Here is a 16,256-nt window from a genome sequence, read left to right as displayed (position 1 = left end):
CGGGTGACTTTCGAGCAAGGGCCGCAGTCAGCCCAGCGGTATCCACCACTTCGACGGCGGTGTCGGTGACAACGCGTCGATCCTGCCGCCAGGCATCGGGACCGACACTGTTGTGCCCGCCTCTGCGGCCGACTCGTTGAGGCGAATGATCGGCTCCGACCACGAGTGAAACGCGAGGTTGAAGGTCGCCCAGTGGATCGGGACGAAGACACCGCGCGATCCGTCGCCCTTGTTGAGGTCGATGTGTGTCTGCACTGCCTCTTCCGGATTCATGTGAATGTCCGGCCAGCGCACGTCGTACGCGCCCACGGGGAGAAGCGTCAGATCGAAAGGCCCATAGGTTTCACCCAACTGTTCGAAACGTGATGTGTATCCGCTGTCTCCGCCGAAGAACACCCGGTGCTTCGGACCGGCGAATACCCACGACGCCCACTGCGTCGTGTTCCGGACGAGGCCACGACCGGAGAAGTGACGAGCCTCGGTGCACGTGAGAACCAGGTCGTCGATTTTTGTCGACTCGTCCCAGTCCAATTCCACGATCCGGTTCTCTGGCACCTTCCAGTGCCGCAGGTGAGCCCCGATACCGATCGGAACGACAAACGGAGCGGTCTGGGTGCGAGTCAGAATCTTGACCGTCGCCATGTCGAGGTGGTCGTAATGATCATGCGAGATGACTATCGCATCTACCGTCGGTAGATCAGCCAAGGCCACTGGAGTGGGATGCATCCGTGCGGGACCTACTGTGGCCGAGGGTGATACGCGTTCGCTCCACACCGGATCGGCGAGAACGCGGTAACCGTCGACCTCGACGAGAACACTCGAATGGCCGTACCACGTCACGGCCGCGTCACCCGCTACCGACGGCGCCAGCGGAGTGGCCAACGGAATCGGCTGACGCGGCCGACCCGTCGACCCCCGTGTAGCCATCGACTTGAACATCCCGGCATCGGTGCCCGGAATCAGAGTGCTGCTGGGCTCCGAGTTGTGGAACTGGCGGTCCCGGTATCGCGGGGACATCGCCGCATACGGTTGCACTGTGTTTCGCGACGCCCCGATCTGCGTCGGGATTCCCCATGCGGCTCGCGCCACCCACCCTGTCGCCGCGGCAACAGCCGCAACTCCGAGAACCGTCGTCTTCTTCATTCAGACGAGCGTAGCCACTATCTGTCCCGCGTGCCTGGTGCCTGTTTTCCCTGCAACGAGCTTTACTTTCCCTTGAATACGGGAGGGCGGTTCTCGATGCGGGCGGCGCGGGCTTCCTGGACGTCCTCGCTGAGCCAGGCGGCGTGGAGGGCGTCGAGTTGCTCGGGAGACTGTTCCTCCATGGTGCCGTCGTCGTTGAGAACCATCTTCATGTGCCGCAACGACAGCGGTGCGAGATTGGCGATGCGGTGCGCCCATTCCTGAGCGTCGTCGAGGGTTCCGAGCTTGTTGGCGAGACCGCGCGTGAAAGCTTCCTCGGCGCCGATCTGTTCGATGCCGAGCAGAATGGTACGCGCCGGACCGCCGCCGACCAGCGACGCGAGCCGACGCATGGTCCACTTGTCCACCGAGACTCCGAGGGTGGCCGCGGGGATTCCGAAGCGAGCGGTCGGTGCCACGACGCGCAGATCCGACGCGATGGCCAGCTGGGTACCGGCGCCGATGGCCGGACCGTTGACAGCGGCAATGACGGGGATGGGCGCCGTGTCGATCGACCGGAGCATTTCGAACAAGCGGTCGGTGAAGCCCTCCATGTAGACGTCACCGGACAGGTCCGCGCCTGCACAGAACGCCGATCCCTCACCGGTGATGACGACAACGTGCGCATGCTCGGCGACTGCCGCGTTCATCGCGTCCCGTATTGCGATGCAGAGTTCGGCGCTGAGCGCATTACGACGCTCGTGACGCTGCAACTCGATGGTCACGACGTTGCCGTCACGGGAGAACCCGATCATGTCCGCTCACTTTCGTTTCTGGAAGGCTCGACACACGGGAGTTCCGAGGCGCCGCTACCGTCCGCATACTTCTCTGCAGCTAAGTTCTGTACATCAGGAGGTTAGATTACCGATGAGTACAGACGACCTTGCCGCACAGCAACCACACCCGGTTGACGTGGTGGTGATCGGCGCGGGACAGGCCGGACTCTCCGCCGCGTACTACCTGCGCAAGTTCGGAATCGAACCCGAATCGGGGTTCGTGGTGCTCGATCATGCGTCCGGTCCGGGTGGAGCGTGGCAGTTCCGCTGGCCGAGCCTGACACTGAGCACCGTCAACGGTGTGCACGACCTCCCGGGGATGTCCTTTGCGGAAACCACCGGTACAGACGCCGAACAAGTGCCTGCATCGGTGGCGGTCCCCCATTACTTCGAACTGTACGAAAAGCAATTCGAACTTCCCGTCCACCGCCCGGTACACACACGGGTGGTGTGTCCGAGGGAAGAGCGACTGCGAATCGAAACCGACCAGGGGGTGTTCGCGGCGCGAGGCTTGATCAACGCGACGGGAACCTGGGAGCGCCCCTTCATCCCCCACTATCGCGGGGCCGAGTCCTTCCGTGGCCGACAGCTCCATACCAAGGACTATCGAACCGCTGCGGAGTTCGAAGGCAAACATGTTGTGGTGGTCGGCGGCGGTATCTCGGCCGTCCAACTGCTCGACGAGATCTCACGCGTCACGACCACTACCTGGGTGACGCGGCGCGAACCCGAGTTCCGCGACGAGCCGTTCACGCCGGACATCGGCCGCGCTGCGGTTGCCATGGTCGAAGATCGTGTACGACGCGGCCTGCCACCGGGATCCGTTGTCTCGGTGACCGGACTCCCCGTAACGCCTGCCATCCGGGCAGCGCGAGAGCGTGGTGTGATGAATCGACTGCCGATGTTCTCCGAAATTCTTCCGAACGGCGTGAAGTGGGCCGACGGTACCGTCGTCGACGCCGATGTCATCTTGTGGTGCACCGGTTTTCGTAGCTCACTCGATCACCTGGCGCCGTTGCACCTGCGCGGACCGGGTGGCGGAATCCCGATGACCGGGCGCCTCGCCACGCAGGTCGAAGCCGACCCTCGCGTGCACCTGGTGGGATACGGACCGTCGTCGTCGACGATCGGAGCCAACCGCGCCGGCCAAGCGGCGGCGCGCGAACTGACCGCGCACCTGGGAATCGGCGAATGAACAGAATACTGATTCCGGGCGAAACCTGCTGGCGCATCGAACCGGCGGACAATCTTGCCTGCATCGTCGACGCCGCTGACTACTTTCATCATGCGAAGTCCGCAATGCTGCAAGCCGAGAAGCGAATCATGTTGATCGGCTGGGACTTCGACACGCGCATCAAACTCGAACCAGGCAAGCAGACGCTCGACGGCCCCAACCGATTGGGAATGTTCCTCCGCTGGCTGGTCCGCGAGAAACCCGACCTCGAAATCCTCGTACTCAAATGGAACATCGGCGCGTTCACCGCAATTGGGCGCGGCATGACTCCCGTCTTCGTGTCCAACTGGCTGACCGACGAGCGCCTTCGGTTCGAGATCGACGGTGCCCACCCGGTTGGTGCGGCGCACCATCAGAAAATCATCGTCATCGACGACGCTCTGGCGTTCTGCGGCGGCATCGACATGACGGTGGACCGCTGGGACACCTCGGATCACGTCGACCGCAACGACTACCGGATCACACCGAGCGGGAGACGTTACGGCCCTTGGCATGACGCAACCACGGCGGTCGACGGCAATGCGGCCGCGGCCATCGGCGAATTAGCGCGGGCACGCTGGAAATCCGCAACCGGAGAGGACCTCCCACCGGTCCAGAGCACGGCGACGCCGTGGCCGGTCAATTTGGCTCCCACCTTGCGCGTCGTCGACGTGGCCATCGCCAGAACGCTGCCGGAACTCGGCGAACGCACAGAGGTACGCGAGATCGAGGCGCTCTATCTCGCGGCCATCGCCGGGGCAGAACACACGCTGTACATCGAAAGCCAGTACCTCGCCTCACGCACGCTGGCCGAGGCGATTGCCGCGCGTCTACGTGAGGCCGACGGGCCGGAGATCGTTCTGGTCATTCCGCGCAATGCCGATGGATGGCTCGAACAAAAGGCGATGGACGGGGCACGCCACGACCTGCTGCATTTGCTGTGGTCGGCCGATATCCACGACCGGTTCGGTGCGTTCTATCCCGTGACCTCTTCCGGCGCAACAATTTACGTGCATGCCAAGGTGCTCGTGATGGACGATCGCCTCCTGCGAATCGGGTCGTCGAACCTCAACAACCGTTCGATGGGCTTCGACACCGAGTGCGACATCGCCGTCGAATCCAACGACGACGCAGATGTCGAGTTGCGCGCCTCGATCATCGGATTGAGGCGCCGGCTACTCAGCGAGCACCTCGACGTCACCGAGGAAGAAGTCGACGACGCGTTGGGTGAGCAGTCACTGTTGTCGACGGTTCGCGCTCTCTCGACCTCCGACGCTCGCAGTCTGCGCGAATTCGACCGGAATACAGTCGACGGCGAAGACCACGTGCTCGCTGAAAATGCACTGATGGATCCCGAGCGCACGCCGCCCAGACTGAGCGATCGAATCGAAGGATTGCGCCGCCTGCTCGGCAAACGCTGAGACTCTAGAACACGCGCACGCAGTGCCCGGTTGCCAGCGCGAGTTCGACGAGTGTTGCACCGTGAACACTCGGGACGAGCGCGATGAGAAACGTATCGCTGTCGCTGTCGAGCCAGGCAAGTGAAACGCCCGTCTCGGTGATGTTGTCGCCGACTCGAGCGAGAAGCGATTCGAGTCCGGCAGCTCGATCGAAGGCCATGGCAAGACTCTGCGCCCACTCCCACGATCCTGCCGGCGCCGACTCGAGCGCTCGTAGCTGACCGAGAACCTCGGCAGCGTCCTCGTTCCAGTCCACCCAGACCAGGAGTTTTCGGTCGTGCAACGCGTCGACGAGAGCAAACCACGCCAATTCCGGGTGCGGCTTCTCGAGCGTCTGTGAGTACAGCTCGTTCTGTACTTCGACATACCGTTCCGGATAGTCGATCGCGAGAGTCACACGGTCGATGACGACAGTGCTGTCAGGGGCGAGCAGTTCGGCGATCGCGCGCAACGCGTCGCGAGCAGGTCCACCCACTATGGCTCCAAGGTTCGATTCGGTCATCGGTGCGGTTTCCACAGTCTGACATGCGAGTGCGCCTCGTTCGGACGTGTCCTCTATGTCAGGTCCTGAGGCAGATCCCTCCGGAGATTCCCGCGCGCCGCACATCAACGAGTCGACGAGTTACCGAATCGAACAACCCGGCTATCCCATTCGCCGCACTTGTCCGTTTACCCTTTCACCTGGCCTTACAATCCGGATATAGTAATCGGCGATCCATGAAGCCAACTGGGATGTAGCGAGCCAGCGAACAGTCTGTTACCGTTCAGCTAACTACCCCTTCTGGTCAAACCGGATCGAAGGGGTTCGGGCAATGACCCACGGGGGGTTGACGTGAAGGGGCCATGTTCCGCATGAAACACGATTCACACACGACAACCTCTTGGTGGTCGATCGGCGAATGGCGCCTGGGATGGAAGGTCATCGCCGTTCTCGCATTGCCGATGATCGTCGCCGTCGTCCTCGGCGCACTTCGAGTTCAGACAGAACTCGAAGAAGCCGCACAGCTGAGTTCCTCGTCCGAGCGTGCCCTCGCAGTGCCCGCGGCGATCAACCTCGAATCCGCACTGTACGAACTCGCCGAAGCCGCATCGGCACGCACTGACACCGGCCCGGCAACACAAGCAGTTTCGGACGCAATGGACCAACTGGTAGACGCCGCGCGGGCGTTCCAGTCCGACGGCGACCTCAACGACCAAGTGGCTTCGGCGCTCGCCGAGAGCCGTTCCATCACCGAGGAGATCGCCGCCGGCGCGGTGGCTCCCGCACGCTTGGTTTCGCGGGTCGGCGAAGTCTCGCGCGCACTCTCGAGCACCTTCACCAGCGTCGTCGAGCATTCTCAACGCCCTGTCCTGCGCGAACAAGGTGGTCGACTCTCCGCACTCTGGGAAGCGCGACGAGCGCTGGCCGAACAACGAATCCTCTTCGGCTCCGGTGATCCGGACCAGCAAGCTCGTACGTCGATGGTCAGTGCTGCCGGTGCCGAACTGGTCGCTCTGAACAACATTCTGGCCATCGACGGGAGTAACGACACCGTCCAGACCCTCAGCAACTCTGCTCAGAACCGGATCAACGCCCTCGGATCAACGCCGTCGACCTCTCCTCTGGGGAGTCGCGTCGGCGCCGATCTGAAATCCGGCAACGACCAGTACAACAGCCTGACCGACACCACCGTCACCGAGTTCGGCGACACCGTCACCGCCGAATCCAATGCAGCACGAACCGCAGCACTCCGTGACACTGCAATCGTGCTTGGCGCGGTTCTGCTGGCACTGGCCATCGCCCTCGTCATCAGCCGATCGCTCATCGATCCGATCCGCCGGTTGCGATTTGCCGCATTGCAGGCCGCACGACGCGGACTCCCCGACGCGATCGAACGAATTCGCGCAGGTGCCAGTACCGACGAACTCGACTTCGCCCGTGTCCCGATCCGCACCCACGAGGAAATCGGCGAGCTTGCGCGCGCGGTGGACGACATGCACGGTCAGGCCATCACGCTTGCCGGCGAGCAGGCCACCCTGCGGCGCCAGGTCAACGACATGTTCGAAACGCTGTCGAGGCGCAACAAGTCCCTCGTCGACCAGCAACTCGGTTTGATCGAACAGTTGGAGCAGGACGAAGACGACCCGCGTCGCCTCGAGAATCTGTTCCGGCTCGATCACATCGCCGCGAGAATGCGTCGAAACGGCGACAACTTGCTGGTCCTCGCCGGAACCGATGTACGCCGCGCCAGGACCGCCCCCGTCGCTCTCGGCGATACGCTTCGCGCCGCGGTATCAGGCGTCGAGGAGTATCGACGCGTCGAACTCGGGCAGATCCCGCCCGGAGTCGTCACCGGTCATGCTGCCCCGGACGTCGTTCACCTCATCGCTGAGCTGCTCGACAATTCTCTGCGGTACTCCCCACCGGAGACCACCGTCTCCATCAACGCTGCCCGCACTATCGACGGCTCCATGATCGTCGAGATCGCAGATCTCGGTATCGGCATGTCGCCTGCCGATATCCTCGATGCCAACGAGCGCCTCGCCGCCGGCGGCGAGATGAGCGCGGATACAGCGCGTCGCATGGGTTTGTTCGTCGTGAGCCGAATCAGCCGTCGCTACAACATCTCTGTGCGCCTGCGCCCGACGGCAACGTCATCGACGCACAGCGGCATCACCGCCACGGTGCTCCTACCGACGTCGATACTCGATTCGTCTCGGGGACCCGAGATCCGCACGCCGCGAACCGGACCCGTTCCCACGCTCGATCGGACTCCCCCTCCCACACCGCCCGCACCGTCATGGTCACAGCCCGTCCCGACCGACTCCGCACCCCCGCGGCCTGCGACCAGAAGTTTCGCTGATCTCCCGCGTCGAACGCCCGGTAACAGTACCGATCGGACCGAGACGTTCGCCCCGATCACACCACAATCCACTCCTACGGCAACAGCGCCTTCGGGATTGCCACGTCGCACTCCGGGCACAAGTGGAGTACCGGCAGTCAGCACCTCGACTCCGACCACTGCTGCACCCGCCACCTCGGTGTCGTCCTTCGCTCCTCTGCCCGATCCCGAAGGCACAAGCACATCGACGTCCCTTCCCGTTCGTACTCCGTCGCCGGAATTCACCTCGCCGGCACAGGGTCCCGAGATCCCGGTGGGTCCACAACCGTCGACAACCCCGCCGCCGCGGCACCGGCTCTCAGCCCCGACGCCGACAAATACTGCGGCATTCTTCTCCTCACGCACCCGTGACGGGCTCTCTGCTCGCGCATCGGCGAGGGCTGACGGCGCGGGCGACGGCAACTCGAACGGCGTACCCTCTGCTCCGACCACGATGCCGATTTTCGCCCGGATGGTGTCGGAGTGGCTCGTGGATCCGACGGCGGAGACTTCAGCGGCTTCCACCGGCAGTTCGTGGACCACCGACGCGGATCAAGGCTGGCTGGCCGCTCGGACCTCGTTCGAGATGCCGGTCACCAAGATCGCCGATTCCGGTCTGCCCATTCGAGATCGCGGAGCCCGCCTGGTTCCCGGTGCCGTCGGCGGAGGCGGTACGACACAGCGCCATGCATCCAATCCGGCGGACGTCCAACGTGGTTGGAGCAGTTACCAATCCGGAGTACAACGAGGGCGTCGGCGCGCCGCCGACCATCAGCCCGATGGCGGACAGTCTTTCGAATCGTCCACGATGTTGCACAACGATGAAGGAGAACAGTGAACACTGTCGGAGCCCAAGAGACTCCCCGCGCACTCGACTGGCTGGTTTCGGCTTTTGCCCGAGACGTGCCGGGTGTGAGTCACGCGATCATCGTCTCAGCCGACGGGTTGTTGACCGCCTCGAGCACACACCTTCCGCTTGATCGGGCGGATCAATTGGCCGCTGTCACTTCCGGACTCGCCAGCCTGTCCGCGGGGGCGTCACGCCTCTTCGACGGTGGGGCCGTCATGCAGTCCGTCGTCGAGATGGAGAACGGCTACCTGCTTCTCATGGGCGTCGGTAGCGGCGCTTACCTTGCCGCGCTCGCTGTCGCCGGATGCGACATCGGCCAGATCGGTTACGAAATGGCGACTCTCGTCGATCGCGTCGGGACCACGATGGACATTGCCCCGCGAACGTCGCAGGGTATTTGAGTTCGATGCCTCACCATCAATCCGAGTACGACGACCCCGAACCCAGCTTGGTCCGGCCGTACGCGCTCACCGAAGGTCGGACCCTGCCGTCCATCGACCTCCCGCTCGAAGCGATCATCGCGACGATCGAGGACGTGGTCTCGAACAATCTTGCACCGCAAGATATTCGTGCATCGATCGTCGCACTCTGCGAGCAGCGGATCTCGATTGCCGAGATCGCTGCCCACCTCGGTGTTCCGATCGGAGTCGTGCGGGTACTGGTTGCCGACCTCGTAGTAGCCGGATCACTGGAAATACATGCCACTCTGCGAAGCGACGCATCTCGAGTCGAGCGACGCGAACTGATCGAAAGGACCCTCAGTGGACTTCGGGCACTCTGACTCATCGTCTCGCGTGAAATCGACAAAAATCGTGATCGCCGGGGGTTTCGGTGTTGGCAAGACGACGCTTGTGGGGACCGTCTCCGAAATCGTCCCCCTTCGCACGGAGGCAATGGTCACCGACGCCAGCGACGGTATCGACAATCTCGGTTCCACTCCCGACAAGAGCACCACGACGGTCGCGATGGACTTCGGGCGCATCACTCTCGCCGACGACCTGGTCCTCTATCTGTTCGGAACCCCGGGACAGCGCCGCTTCTGGTTCATGTGGGACGACTTGATCACCGGTGCGATCGGTGCGGTCATTCTGGTCGACACGCGCCGCCTGGAAGACAGCTTCGCTGCAGTCGACTTCTTCGAGGCGCGAGGGCTCCCGTTCATTGTGGCGGTCAACCGTTTCGACGGCGCACCAATCCATTCGGCGAGCGATCTCCGGCAGGCATTGGCGCTACCCAACCGCGTTCCCATGATCGAGATCGACGCCCGAAACCGCGAATCGGCCAAACGCGCGCTGATCGCCGTCACCGAGTACTCCCTCGAACGACTTGCAGCTGAAGCAGTCGTCTAGATGAATCACCAGATGCGAATCGTCGCCGAAAGGAACTGGCATGTCGGATGAAATGCACCATTTCTCGATGGGAATCTGGCTGCTCGGGCTCGCCTACGTCGTGTCCGTGGTCGGGTCGGTAGTCGGCCTGGCGTGCACCAGGCATTCAGCGTCGGCGACGACAACCGCCACACGCATGCGATGGCTCGCCATGGCTGCCCTGTCGATCGGTGGTGTCGCCATCTGGCTGATGCACTTCATCGCCATGCTCGGCTTCGCAGTCCCCGGCAGTCCCATTCGATACAACCTCGGATGGACCGTGATCTCCGCGATCATCTCAGTAGGTGCTGTTTTTGTCGGTCTGCTGATCATCGGGACCGAATTCCGCTGGACGCGGCTTCTGATCGGCGGCGTGGTGACCGGTCTCGCCGTGAACATCATGCATTACACCGGCATGCGCGCCTTGCGCTTTCAGGGTGAGATCCACTACGACCTGCTCTTCGTTGCATTGTCGGTTCTCATCGCAGTCGTCGCCGGAACCGCTGCACTGTGGTTCACCATGGTGCTCGAGTCCACGATTCTGCGTTTTGTCGCCGGAATCATCATGGGCATCGCCGTCGTCGGTATGCACTACACCGGAATGGCCGCAGTCGAGGTTGTTCACGACGCGGCAGCCCCGGCGCCGCAGGGACTCGAAGTGTTCTCATTCCTCTTCCCCGTCTTCGTTCTCGGCCTGCTGGCGTTGGCAGTTCCGATTGTCGCCGTGTTGACAGCACCCAACCGTGCGACGGCACGGATGGAATCCGCCGCCGACGACCTGGCGTTCGAAGCACGAGAGTTCGCGACCTCGAACTGAGAGGAGTACGGGGCGAGTCGATGTGAATCGACGACGCCCCGTTACATTTCGGGGATGGTGGATGCCGGACACAACCCCCAGCCGTCGGCCGACGCGGCACTGGTCGTGATCGGTGGTTTGCCGGCCACCGGCAAATCGACGATCGCGCGGGTGCTTGCTCAGCATCACAAGATCCCCTACGTGCGGATCGATACCATCGAACAGTCGCTGATCCGCAGCGGTATCGCTGATGTATCCGGGACCGCCGGATACATCACCGGGTACGCGCTCGCCGCCGAACAATTGCGACTGGGACTCTCGGTCGTGGTCGAATGCGTCAACCCAGTCGAGGCGACACGAAACGCCTGGTCCGCTACCGCACAACATAATTCGGCGCGCTTGCTCAGTGTCGAAGTCATCTGTTCGGATCCCGACGAGCATCGCAGACGCGCAGAACGGCGAGTCGTCGACATCCCGGATCTTGTACTACCTACGTGGCAGGAAATCCTGGATCGAGACTACGAGCCGTGGACCACGGAACGGCTCGTGCTCGACACCGCAATCATGAACTCCGAGAGCGCAGTACGACGCATCACTGCCAGAATGTTCACCGAGTGAGAGCTGCTCACAGGGTGAGAACGAAGAATGCACTGTTCGGATCTTCGCGGTAGTTCCCGAACGGTGGACACGGGACGAACCCGAATTTCGCGTACAACCGGCGTGCCGGATCGAAGAAGTCCTGTGTGCCGGTCTCCAATTCGAGTTGCCGGTAACCTCGTTGTCTCGACTCGTCCACGACGTGTTGAAGAAGTCGCGTACCCACGCCACGCCCTCGAGCTACCGATGAGGTTCGCATCGACTTGATCTCGCCACCGGTCGACGACCGTTCCTTGAGTGCAACACAACCGAGTAGCTCGTCACCTTCGCTCCACAGCGTCCACATGGTCACGGAGCTATCCGTCAGCCCGGTGATGTCCAGCGCGTGAACGCTGTCCGCGGGCGAGGTCGCATGCATGTCGGCGAGATGTTCGGTCAGTAGAGCACGGACCGCATCCCGACTCAGGTCGTCAATTTCGATTCGCACGGATCCTCACTGTCCTCTTCGCTTCCGGCAGCATCGAATGAAAGTATGACTGGCCATCACTTCGGCGAAGGCTTGGCCCGTACGTGGATGCGTTCTCCTTGGGGGCCGAACAGACTCAGTACCTCGACTGGGCCGCCGCCGTCACTACCGAACCAATGCGGGTTTCGGGTGTCGAATTCAGCAGCTTCACCCGTACCCATCACGATGTCGTGATCGGCCAACACCAACCGCAACCTCCCCGACAACACGTACAGCCATTCGTAGCCGTCGTGCACTTGCGGGTCGGGGTCCGTCTGGGTTGCCGGGATGGTCATCTTGAATGCCTGCAGCCCACCGGGTTGCCGAGTCAGCGGCAATACCGTTCGCCCACTGACGCTTCGAGGCGCACTCTGGATACGTGGATCGGCGACCTGTGGTGCCGCAACCAGTTGGTCCAACGGCACTTGGTGGGCAAGCGCGATCGGAAGCAGCAACTCCAGACTGGGTCGACGCTCCCCCGCTTCGAGCCTCGACAGGGTGCTCTTCGAAATACCGGTGGACTCGGACAGCGCTGTGAGCGTGACGTTCCTCTGTGTACGAATGCGTTTGAGGCGCGCGCCGATCTGCGAGATGGCGGCATCGATGTGCGGGCCGTTGACATTCATGGTGCCGAGTCTGACGATGATTCCCAGAAATGGCAACATTAGTTGCTGACGAACCTCCTCTGCGAGCAATCTGTGCTCATGCGAACACACACTGAAACAGAGATCCTCGACGCCGTGATCGTCGGCGGTGGCGCCGCCGGACTCAGCGCAGCCCTGGTGTTGGGTCGGGCTCGGCGCTCGGTCGCCGTCATCGATTCCGGCAAACCGCGCAACGCACCGGCAGCACACATGCACGGCTTCCTCTCGCGAGACGGCATGGCGCCAGGTGAGTTGCTCGCCGTCGGACGCAGCGAATTACAGACGTACGGAGTCGAATTCAAACGCGACGACGTAGTCGACATCTCGTGGCGCGGTATCGAACCCGGCTTTGTCGTCGAACTGTCGGGAGGCACGACGCTCGAAACTCGCACTGTGCTGGTTGCCACCGGCCTACGGGATTCACTCCCGGAAATACCAGGAATCCAGGAGCTTTGGGGGCAAAGCGTGCTCCATTGCCCGTACTGCCATGCGTACGAGATCAGCGACCAACCGATCGGCGTTCTCGGCGGCGACGCTCGCGAGATGTCACTTCACCAGGCGTTTCTACTCCGACAGTGGTCGTCGGATGTGACGTTCTTCCCCGACAAGATCTCGCTCACCCCCGACGAACGCGCGCGACTGGCTGCCCGAGGAGTGACGGTTGCCGACGGATCGGTATCCGGATTGGTCTGCGAGAAAAGCAAACTGAAAGCCGTCGAACTCGACAACGGCCAACTGGTTGCGCGCTCAGCACTGTTCGTTGCGCCGCGTTTCGTTCCGAACGACGCACATCTGACGCGACTCGGCTGCAAAACCAGCCCCACGGGATTCGTGGCTGTCGATCATTCCGGCGCCACCAGTGTTCCTGGTATCTGGGGCGCCGGCAACGTCGTCGACCCTCGCGCACAGGTAATCAATGCTGCGGCTGCAGGTTCAACCGCGGCGATCGCGATCAACGGATACCTGGTCGAGCAGGACGTCGAATCGGCTCTTCGTTCGACCGAGCCTGAGGGTGGTTTCTCGGCGGCCATGGAGCAGGGCATCTGCGAGATGAACGGTGGCAGCGCCCTTCACGGCATCTGACCGAGGCGTCTAGGTCGCGGGGCCGCCGTGCAATTTCTCGTAGGCGGCCTTCTCGGCGTCGTGGCGCGAGATCTTCTTCGGGTTCTCGAGGTCGGAAGGCAAACCGTGACGCTCGAGGCGACGCGACCTGTTCTGAGCCATGTAGGAGACCGAATAGAACAGCGCCAGAAGCACTCCCAGCAGCACCATCGACGCCCGCAGGGCCCACGGCCCGGGGAACAGCATGAAGGCCGCGAAGACGGGAATGAACGGCACCATGCTGCGGATCAGGTGACGTGGCACAGCCCAGTCACCGATCAGGTCGTTTCGCACCCAGTCCTGCATCGAATCGGGCAACTTGCGCCCCACTGAATAACCCAACCACTGAAGGGGATTCGGGCTCGTGCGTTGCTTTTTGGCAGTCACGGAAGTCACCTGTTCGGTACGCATCGGTCTTGACGCAGTCGTCACGTTTCTTTCAGATGTGGTCATCACATTTCTCTCATTGGTCCAAAGCGCCGGCGCGGAGCGCGGCCTCGTTGACCCGCGTCAGAACGTTGTGGAGTTCTTCGAGTTCGGCGAGGCTGACGCCGAGCTTCGCGACAACCGCCGGCGGGATCTTCTCCGCCTCGTCACGCAGTGCCACACCGGCTTCGGTGAGGTCGACGTCGAGTTGACGTTCGTCGGCGCGGCTACGGGTTCGCGTGATCAACCCGGACGCCTCGAGTCGCTTGAGGAGCGGCGAGAGTGTCGGCGAATCGAGCTGCAATGCCTGCCCGATTTCCTTGACCGCCATCGGCGACTTCCCCCACAGGGCAAGCATCACCAGATACTGGGGATGTGTGAGGCCCATCGGCTCGAGCAGTGGCCGGTAGACGGACAGGACTGCCCGGTTCGCGACCGCAAGTGCAAAACACACCTGCCGGTCGAGAGCCAGCGGATCGTCCATCTGCGTCTGCGGAGCCTTCGTCGTCATGAATCCGATGTTACCAGATTGATTAGTGCAGTAACTATTATCGCACTAATCAATCTGGCGACGATCGTCACTTTTCTCCAACGTCGACGTGGGTTGCCCGGTGAGGCCCACGTGCGCTTCCGCCCTCATTCGCTCCACCATTTGCGGGTAGTGCAGCTCGAAGGCCGGACGCTCGCTGCGGATGCGCGGCAACTCGGTGAAGTTGTGACGCGGCGGCGGGCAAGTTGTCGCCCACTCGAGCGAGTTTCCGTAGCCCCACGGATCGTCGACGGTGACCACTTCGCCGTAGCGGTAACTCTTGAAGACGTTCCAGATGAACGGCAGTGTCGACGCGCCGAGCACGAAGGCGAAGATCGTGGACACCGAGTTCAGCACCGTGAACCCGTCCGAGGGCAGGTAGTCGGCGTAACGACGGGGCATACCTTCGCCACCGAGCCAGTGCTGGACGAGGAAAGTGCCGTGGAAACCGACGAACGTGGTCCAGAAGTGCCACTTGCCGAGGCGCTCGTCCATCATGCGACCGGTCATCTTCGGGAACCAGAAGTAGATACCGGCGTACGTGGCGAACACGACCGTACCGAAGACCACGTAATGGAAGTGGGCGACAACAAAATACGTGTCGGTGACGTGGAAGTCGATCGGCGGACTCGCGAGAATAACGCCCGACAGACCACCGAAGAGGAAGGTGATCAGGAAGCCGATCGAGAACAGCATCGGTGATTCGAAGGTCAACTGCCCCTTCCACATCGTTCCGATCCAGTTGAAGATCTTCACACCTGTCGGCACGGCGATCAGGAACGTCATGAACGAGAAGTAGGGCAGGAGAACAGCACCCGTCGCATACATGTGGTGAGCCCACACCGCGATGGACAGAGCTGAGATCGCCAGTGTCGCGTAGACCAATCCGGTGTATCCGAAGATCGGCTTACGGCTGAAGACCGGGAAGATCTCCGAGACGATGCCGAAGAACGGCAGCGCGATGATGTACACCTCGGGGTGCCCGAAGAACCAGAACAGGTGCTGCCACAACAGAACTCCACCTGACGCTGGGTCGAAGATGTGTCCACCGAGGTGACGGTCGACGAACAAGCCCATGAATGCGGCGGTCAGCAGCGGGAACGCCATCAAGATCAGGATGCTGGTGATGAAGATATTCCAGGTGAAGATCGACATCCGGAACATCGTCATGCCTGGTGCGCGCAAACAGATCACCGTGGTGATCATGTTGACCGCACCGAGAATAGTGCCGAGACCGCCCACTGTCAGTCCGAAGACCCACAGGTCGGCTCCGACGCCGGGGCTGTGCACCGCACCCGACAGCGGGGTGTACGCAGTCCAACCGAAGTCGGCAGCGCCGCCCGGCGTGAGGAATCCGCCGAGTACGATCAAACCACCAAAAGTGAAGAGCCAGAAGCCGAATGCGTTCAAGCGCGGGAAGGCCACGTCCGGGGCACCGATTTGCAGCGGAAGTATGTAGTTCGCGAAGCCGAAAACGACGGGCGTCGCGTACAGCAGCAACATGATCGTGCCGTGCATGGTGAACAACTGATTGAACTGCTCGTTCGAGAGGAACTGCATCCCGGGGACAGCCAGTTCCGCACGCATGAACAGGGCCATCAGGCCGCCGATCAAGAAGAACACGAAAGCCGTGATCATGTACATGATCCCGATCTTCTTGTGATCGGTGGTCTTGATCATGTCGAACATCCACGACCCCTTGGGATCACGACGCTTCGGGTACGGCCGCTCCGGAATCGGCTCCAGCTCTCCGGTCCGCTCGTCCGGCACCGTTGTTGTCATGCTCGCGCGTCCTCTTTCGTGCTCGATACCGCCCTCAAGAACTTTCCGCACGACCATATCGCATGTTAATAGTTAATGCACAAACTAAGTGTGGTCGACGTGGACATCAATCGAAAACCGAACGTACGCAACCTTTTGCAGGTTTCGGTGAGATAAAGTCAGGCGGC

17 protein-coding genes are annotated in these 16,256 nt (G+C 62.1%); 9 read left to right on the top strand and 8 right to left on the bottom strand.

What is annotated here, in order from left to right:
• Positions 1–27: 27 nt before the first annotated feature.
• Entirely contained in the window at positions 28–1,143 is a 1,116-nt protein-coding gene (locus AC3WQS_RS04195; protein ID WP_092763063.1) for an MBL fold metallo-hydrolase, read from the bottom strand.
• A gap of 62 nt (positions 1,144–1,205) precedes the next feature.
• Positions 1,206–1,937: an enoyl-CoA hydratase gene (locus tag AC3WQS_RS04190; protein WP_019744845.1), complete on the bottom strand. Its 732-nt coding sequence runs from the start codon at positions 1,935–1,937 to the stop codon at positions 1,206–1,208.
• A 112-nt stretch (positions 1,938–2,049) separates the two neighbouring features.
• Between AC3WQS_RS04190 and AC3WQS_RS04185 the strand changes: the two genes are divergently transcribed.
• Positions 2,050–3,153, top strand: a complete 1,104-nt coding sequence (locus AC3WQS_RS04185) for an NAD(P)-binding domain-containing protein (protein ID WP_492711664.1) — start codon at positions 2,050–2,052, stop codon at positions 3,151–3,153.
• The gene (locus AC3WQS_RS04180; protein ID WP_279163627.1) at positions 3,150–4,592 is read left to right on the top strand and encodes a phospholipase D-like domain-containing protein; all 1,443 of its coding nucleotides are present in this window, start codon (positions 3,150–3,152) and stop codon (positions 4,590–4,592) included. Before AC3WQS_RS04185 ends, AC3WQS_RS04180 begins: the two co-directional genes overlap by 4 nt.
• A gap of 4 nt (positions 4,593–4,596) precedes the next feature.
• Here the strand turns inward: AC3WQS_RS04180 and AC3WQS_RS04175 are convergent, their stop codons facing one another.
• The gene (locus tag AC3WQS_RS04175; protein ID WP_254664940.1) at positions 4,597–5,133 is read right to left on the bottom strand and encodes a DUF6630 family protein; all 537 of its coding nucleotides are present in this window, start codon (positions 5,131–5,133) and stop codon (positions 4,597–4,599) included.
• A 350-nt stretch (positions 5,134–5,483) separates the two neighbouring features.
• Here AC3WQS_RS04175 and AC3WQS_RS04170 point away from each other — a divergent pair, with 350 nt between their 5' ends.
• From AC3WQS_RS04170 to AC3WQS_RS04145, 6 genes are read left to right on the top strand one after another with little or no spacing between them, the layout of a single operon-like run.
• Positions 5,484–8,330 carry an ATP-binding protein gene (locus AC3WQS_RS04170; protein ID WP_257209770.1) on the top strand — a complete coding sequence of 949 codons (2,847 nt, stop codon included), beginning with the start codon at positions 5,484–5,486 and terminating at the stop codon, positions 8,328–8,330.
• Positions 8,327–8,743, top strand: a complete 417-nt coding sequence (locus AC3WQS_RS04165) for a roadblock/LC7 domain-containing protein (RefSeq protein ID WP_003940329.1) — start codon at positions 8,327–8,329, stop codon at positions 8,741–8,743. The genes AC3WQS_RS04170 and AC3WQS_RS04165 overlap by 4 nt, the downstream gene beginning before the upstream one ends.
• Positions 8,744–8,748: 5 nt before the next feature.
• Positions 8,749–9,123 (top strand): DUF742 domain-containing protein, encoded by a 375-nt coding sequence (locus tag AC3WQS_RS04160; RefSeq protein WP_047890020.1) that lies wholly within the window; start codon positions 8,749–8,751, stop codon positions 9,121–9,123.
• Positions 9,104–9,691, top strand: a complete 588-nt coding sequence (locus tag AC3WQS_RS04155; RefSeq protein ID WP_003940118.1) for a GTP-binding protein — start codon at positions 9,104–9,106, stop codon at positions 9,689–9,691. Before AC3WQS_RS04160 ends, AC3WQS_RS04155 begins: the two co-directional genes overlap by 20 nt.
• A gap of 40 nt (positions 9,692–9,731) precedes the next feature.
• On the top strand, positions 9,732–10,526 hold the full coding sequence (locus AC3WQS_RS04150) for an MHYT domain-containing protein (protein ID WP_019744851.1): 795 nt from the start codon (positions 9,732–9,734) through the stop codon (positions 10,524–10,526).
• A gap of 54 nt (positions 10,527–10,580) precedes the next feature.
• A complete protein-coding gene (locus AC3WQS_RS04145; protein ID WP_355329360.1) occupies positions 10,581–11,123 on the top strand; it encodes a P-loop nucleotide/nucleoside kinase family protein in 543 nt (180 codons plus the stop codon).
• A 7-nt stretch (positions 11,124–11,130) separates the two neighbouring features.
• On the opposite strand, the gene AC3WQS_RS04140 is transcribed toward AC3WQS_RS04145, so the two are convergent.
• Together AC3WQS_RS04140 and AC3WQS_RS04135 are read right to left on the bottom strand one after the other, a co-directional pair.
• The gene (locus AC3WQS_RS04140; RefSeq protein WP_492711666.1) at positions 11,131–11,589 is read right to left on the bottom strand and encodes a GNAT family N-acetyltransferase; all 459 of its coding nucleotides are present in this window, start codon (positions 11,587–11,589) and stop codon (positions 11,131–11,133) included.
• A gap of 56 nt (positions 11,590–11,645) precedes the next feature.
• Entirely contained in the window at positions 11,646–12,272 is a 627-nt protein-coding gene (locus tag AC3WQS_RS04135) for a helix-turn-helix domain-containing protein (RefSeq protein ID WP_428689321.1), read from the bottom strand.
• Between the two features lie 33 nt (positions 12,273–12,305).
• Here AC3WQS_RS04135 and AC3WQS_RS04130 point away from each other — a divergent pair, with 33 nt between their 5' ends.
• Positions 12,306–13,334: an NAD(P)/FAD-dependent oxidoreductase gene (locus AC3WQS_RS04130; RefSeq protein ID WP_492711667.1), complete on the top strand. Its 1,029-nt coding sequence runs from the start codon at positions 12,306–12,308 to the stop codon at positions 13,332–13,334.
• A gap of 9 nt (positions 13,335–13,343) precedes the next feature.
• On the opposite strand, the gene AC3WQS_RS04125 is transcribed toward AC3WQS_RS04130, so the two are convergent.
• Genes AC3WQS_RS04125 through ctaD form a run of 3 tightly spaced genes read right to left on the bottom strand, consistent with a single transcriptional unit; the run spans position 13,344 to position 16,089 of the window.
• A complete protein-coding gene (locus AC3WQS_RS04125) occupies positions 13,344–13,763 on the bottom strand; it encodes a DUF5313 family protein (RefSeq protein WP_492711668.1) in 420 nt (139 codons plus the stop codon).
• A 52-nt stretch (positions 13,764–13,815) separates the two neighbouring features.
• Entirely contained in the window at positions 13,816–14,289 is a 474-nt protein-coding gene (locus tag AC3WQS_RS04120) for a MarR family winged helix-turn-helix transcriptional regulator (protein ID WP_019744857.1), read from the bottom strand.
• A 45-nt stretch (positions 14,290–14,334) separates the two neighbouring features.
• Positions 14,335–16,089 carry an aa3-type cytochrome oxidase subunit I gene (gene ctaD, locus AC3WQS_RS04115; RefSeq protein WP_492711670.1) on the bottom strand — a complete coding sequence of 585 codons (1,755 nt, stop codon included), beginning with the start codon at positions 16,087–16,089 and terminating at the stop codon, positions 14,335–14,337.
• Positions 16,090–16,256 lie beyond the last annotated feature (167 nt).

Source organism: Rhodococcus sp. FW305-130 (assembly GCF_058788335.1).
This window is presented reverse-complemented; position numbering and strand designations above follow the sequence as displayed.

Bases quoted from the DNA above. Each gene is read 5' to 3' on its own strand.
- AC3WQS_RS04120 (WP_019744857.1), bottom strand. From the start codon at position 14,289: ATGACGACGAAGGCTCCGCAGACGCAGATGGACGATCCGCTGGCTCTC.
- AC3WQS_RS04180 (WP_279163627.1), top strand. From the start codon at position 3,150: ATGAACAGAATACTGATTCCGGGCGAAACCTGCTGGCGCATCGAACCG.
- AC3WQS_RS04190 (WP_019744845.1), bottom strand. From the start codon at position 1,937: ATGATCGGGTTCTCCCGTGACGGCAACGTCGTGACCATCGAGTTGCAG.
- AC3WQS_RS04175 (WP_254664940.1), bottom strand. From the start codon at position 5,133: ATGACCGAATCGAACCTTGGAGCCATAGTGGGTGGACCTGCTCGCGAC.
- AC3WQS_RS04150 (WP_019744851.1), top strand. From the start codon at position 9,732: ATGTCGGATGAAATGCACCATTTCTCGATGGGAATCTGGCTGCTCGGG.
- ctaD (WP_492711670.1), bottom strand. From the start codon at position 16,089: ATGACAACAACGGTGCCGGACGAGCGGACCGGAGAGCTGGAGCCGATT.
- AC3WQS_RS04135 (WP_428689321.1), bottom strand. From the start codon at position 12,272: ATGTTGCCATTTCTGGGAATCATCGTCAGACTCGGCACCATGAATGTC.
- AC3WQS_RS04125 (WP_492711668.1), bottom strand. From the start codon at position 13,763: ATGCGTACCGAACAGGTGACTTCCGTGACTGCCAAAAAGCAACGCACG.
- AC3WQS_RS04185 (WP_492711664.1), top strand. From the start codon at position 2,050: ATGAGTACAGACGACCTTGCCGCACAGCAACCACACCCGGTTGACGTG.
- AC3WQS_RS04160 (WP_047890020.1), top strand. From the start codon at position 8,749: ATGCCTCACCATCAATCCGAGTACGACGACCCCGAACCCAGCTTGGTC.
- AC3WQS_RS04170 (WP_257209770.1), top strand. From the start codon at position 5,484: ATGAAACACGATTCACACACGACAACCTCTTGGTGGTCGATCGGCGAA.
- AC3WQS_RS04195 (WP_092763063.1), bottom strand. From the start codon at position 1,143: ATGAAGAAGACGACGGTTCTCGGAGTTGCGGCTGTTGCCGCGGCGACA.
- AC3WQS_RS04145 (WP_355329360.1), top strand. From the start codon at position 10,581: ATGGTGGATGCCGGACACAACCCCCAGCCGTCGGCCGACGCGGCACTG.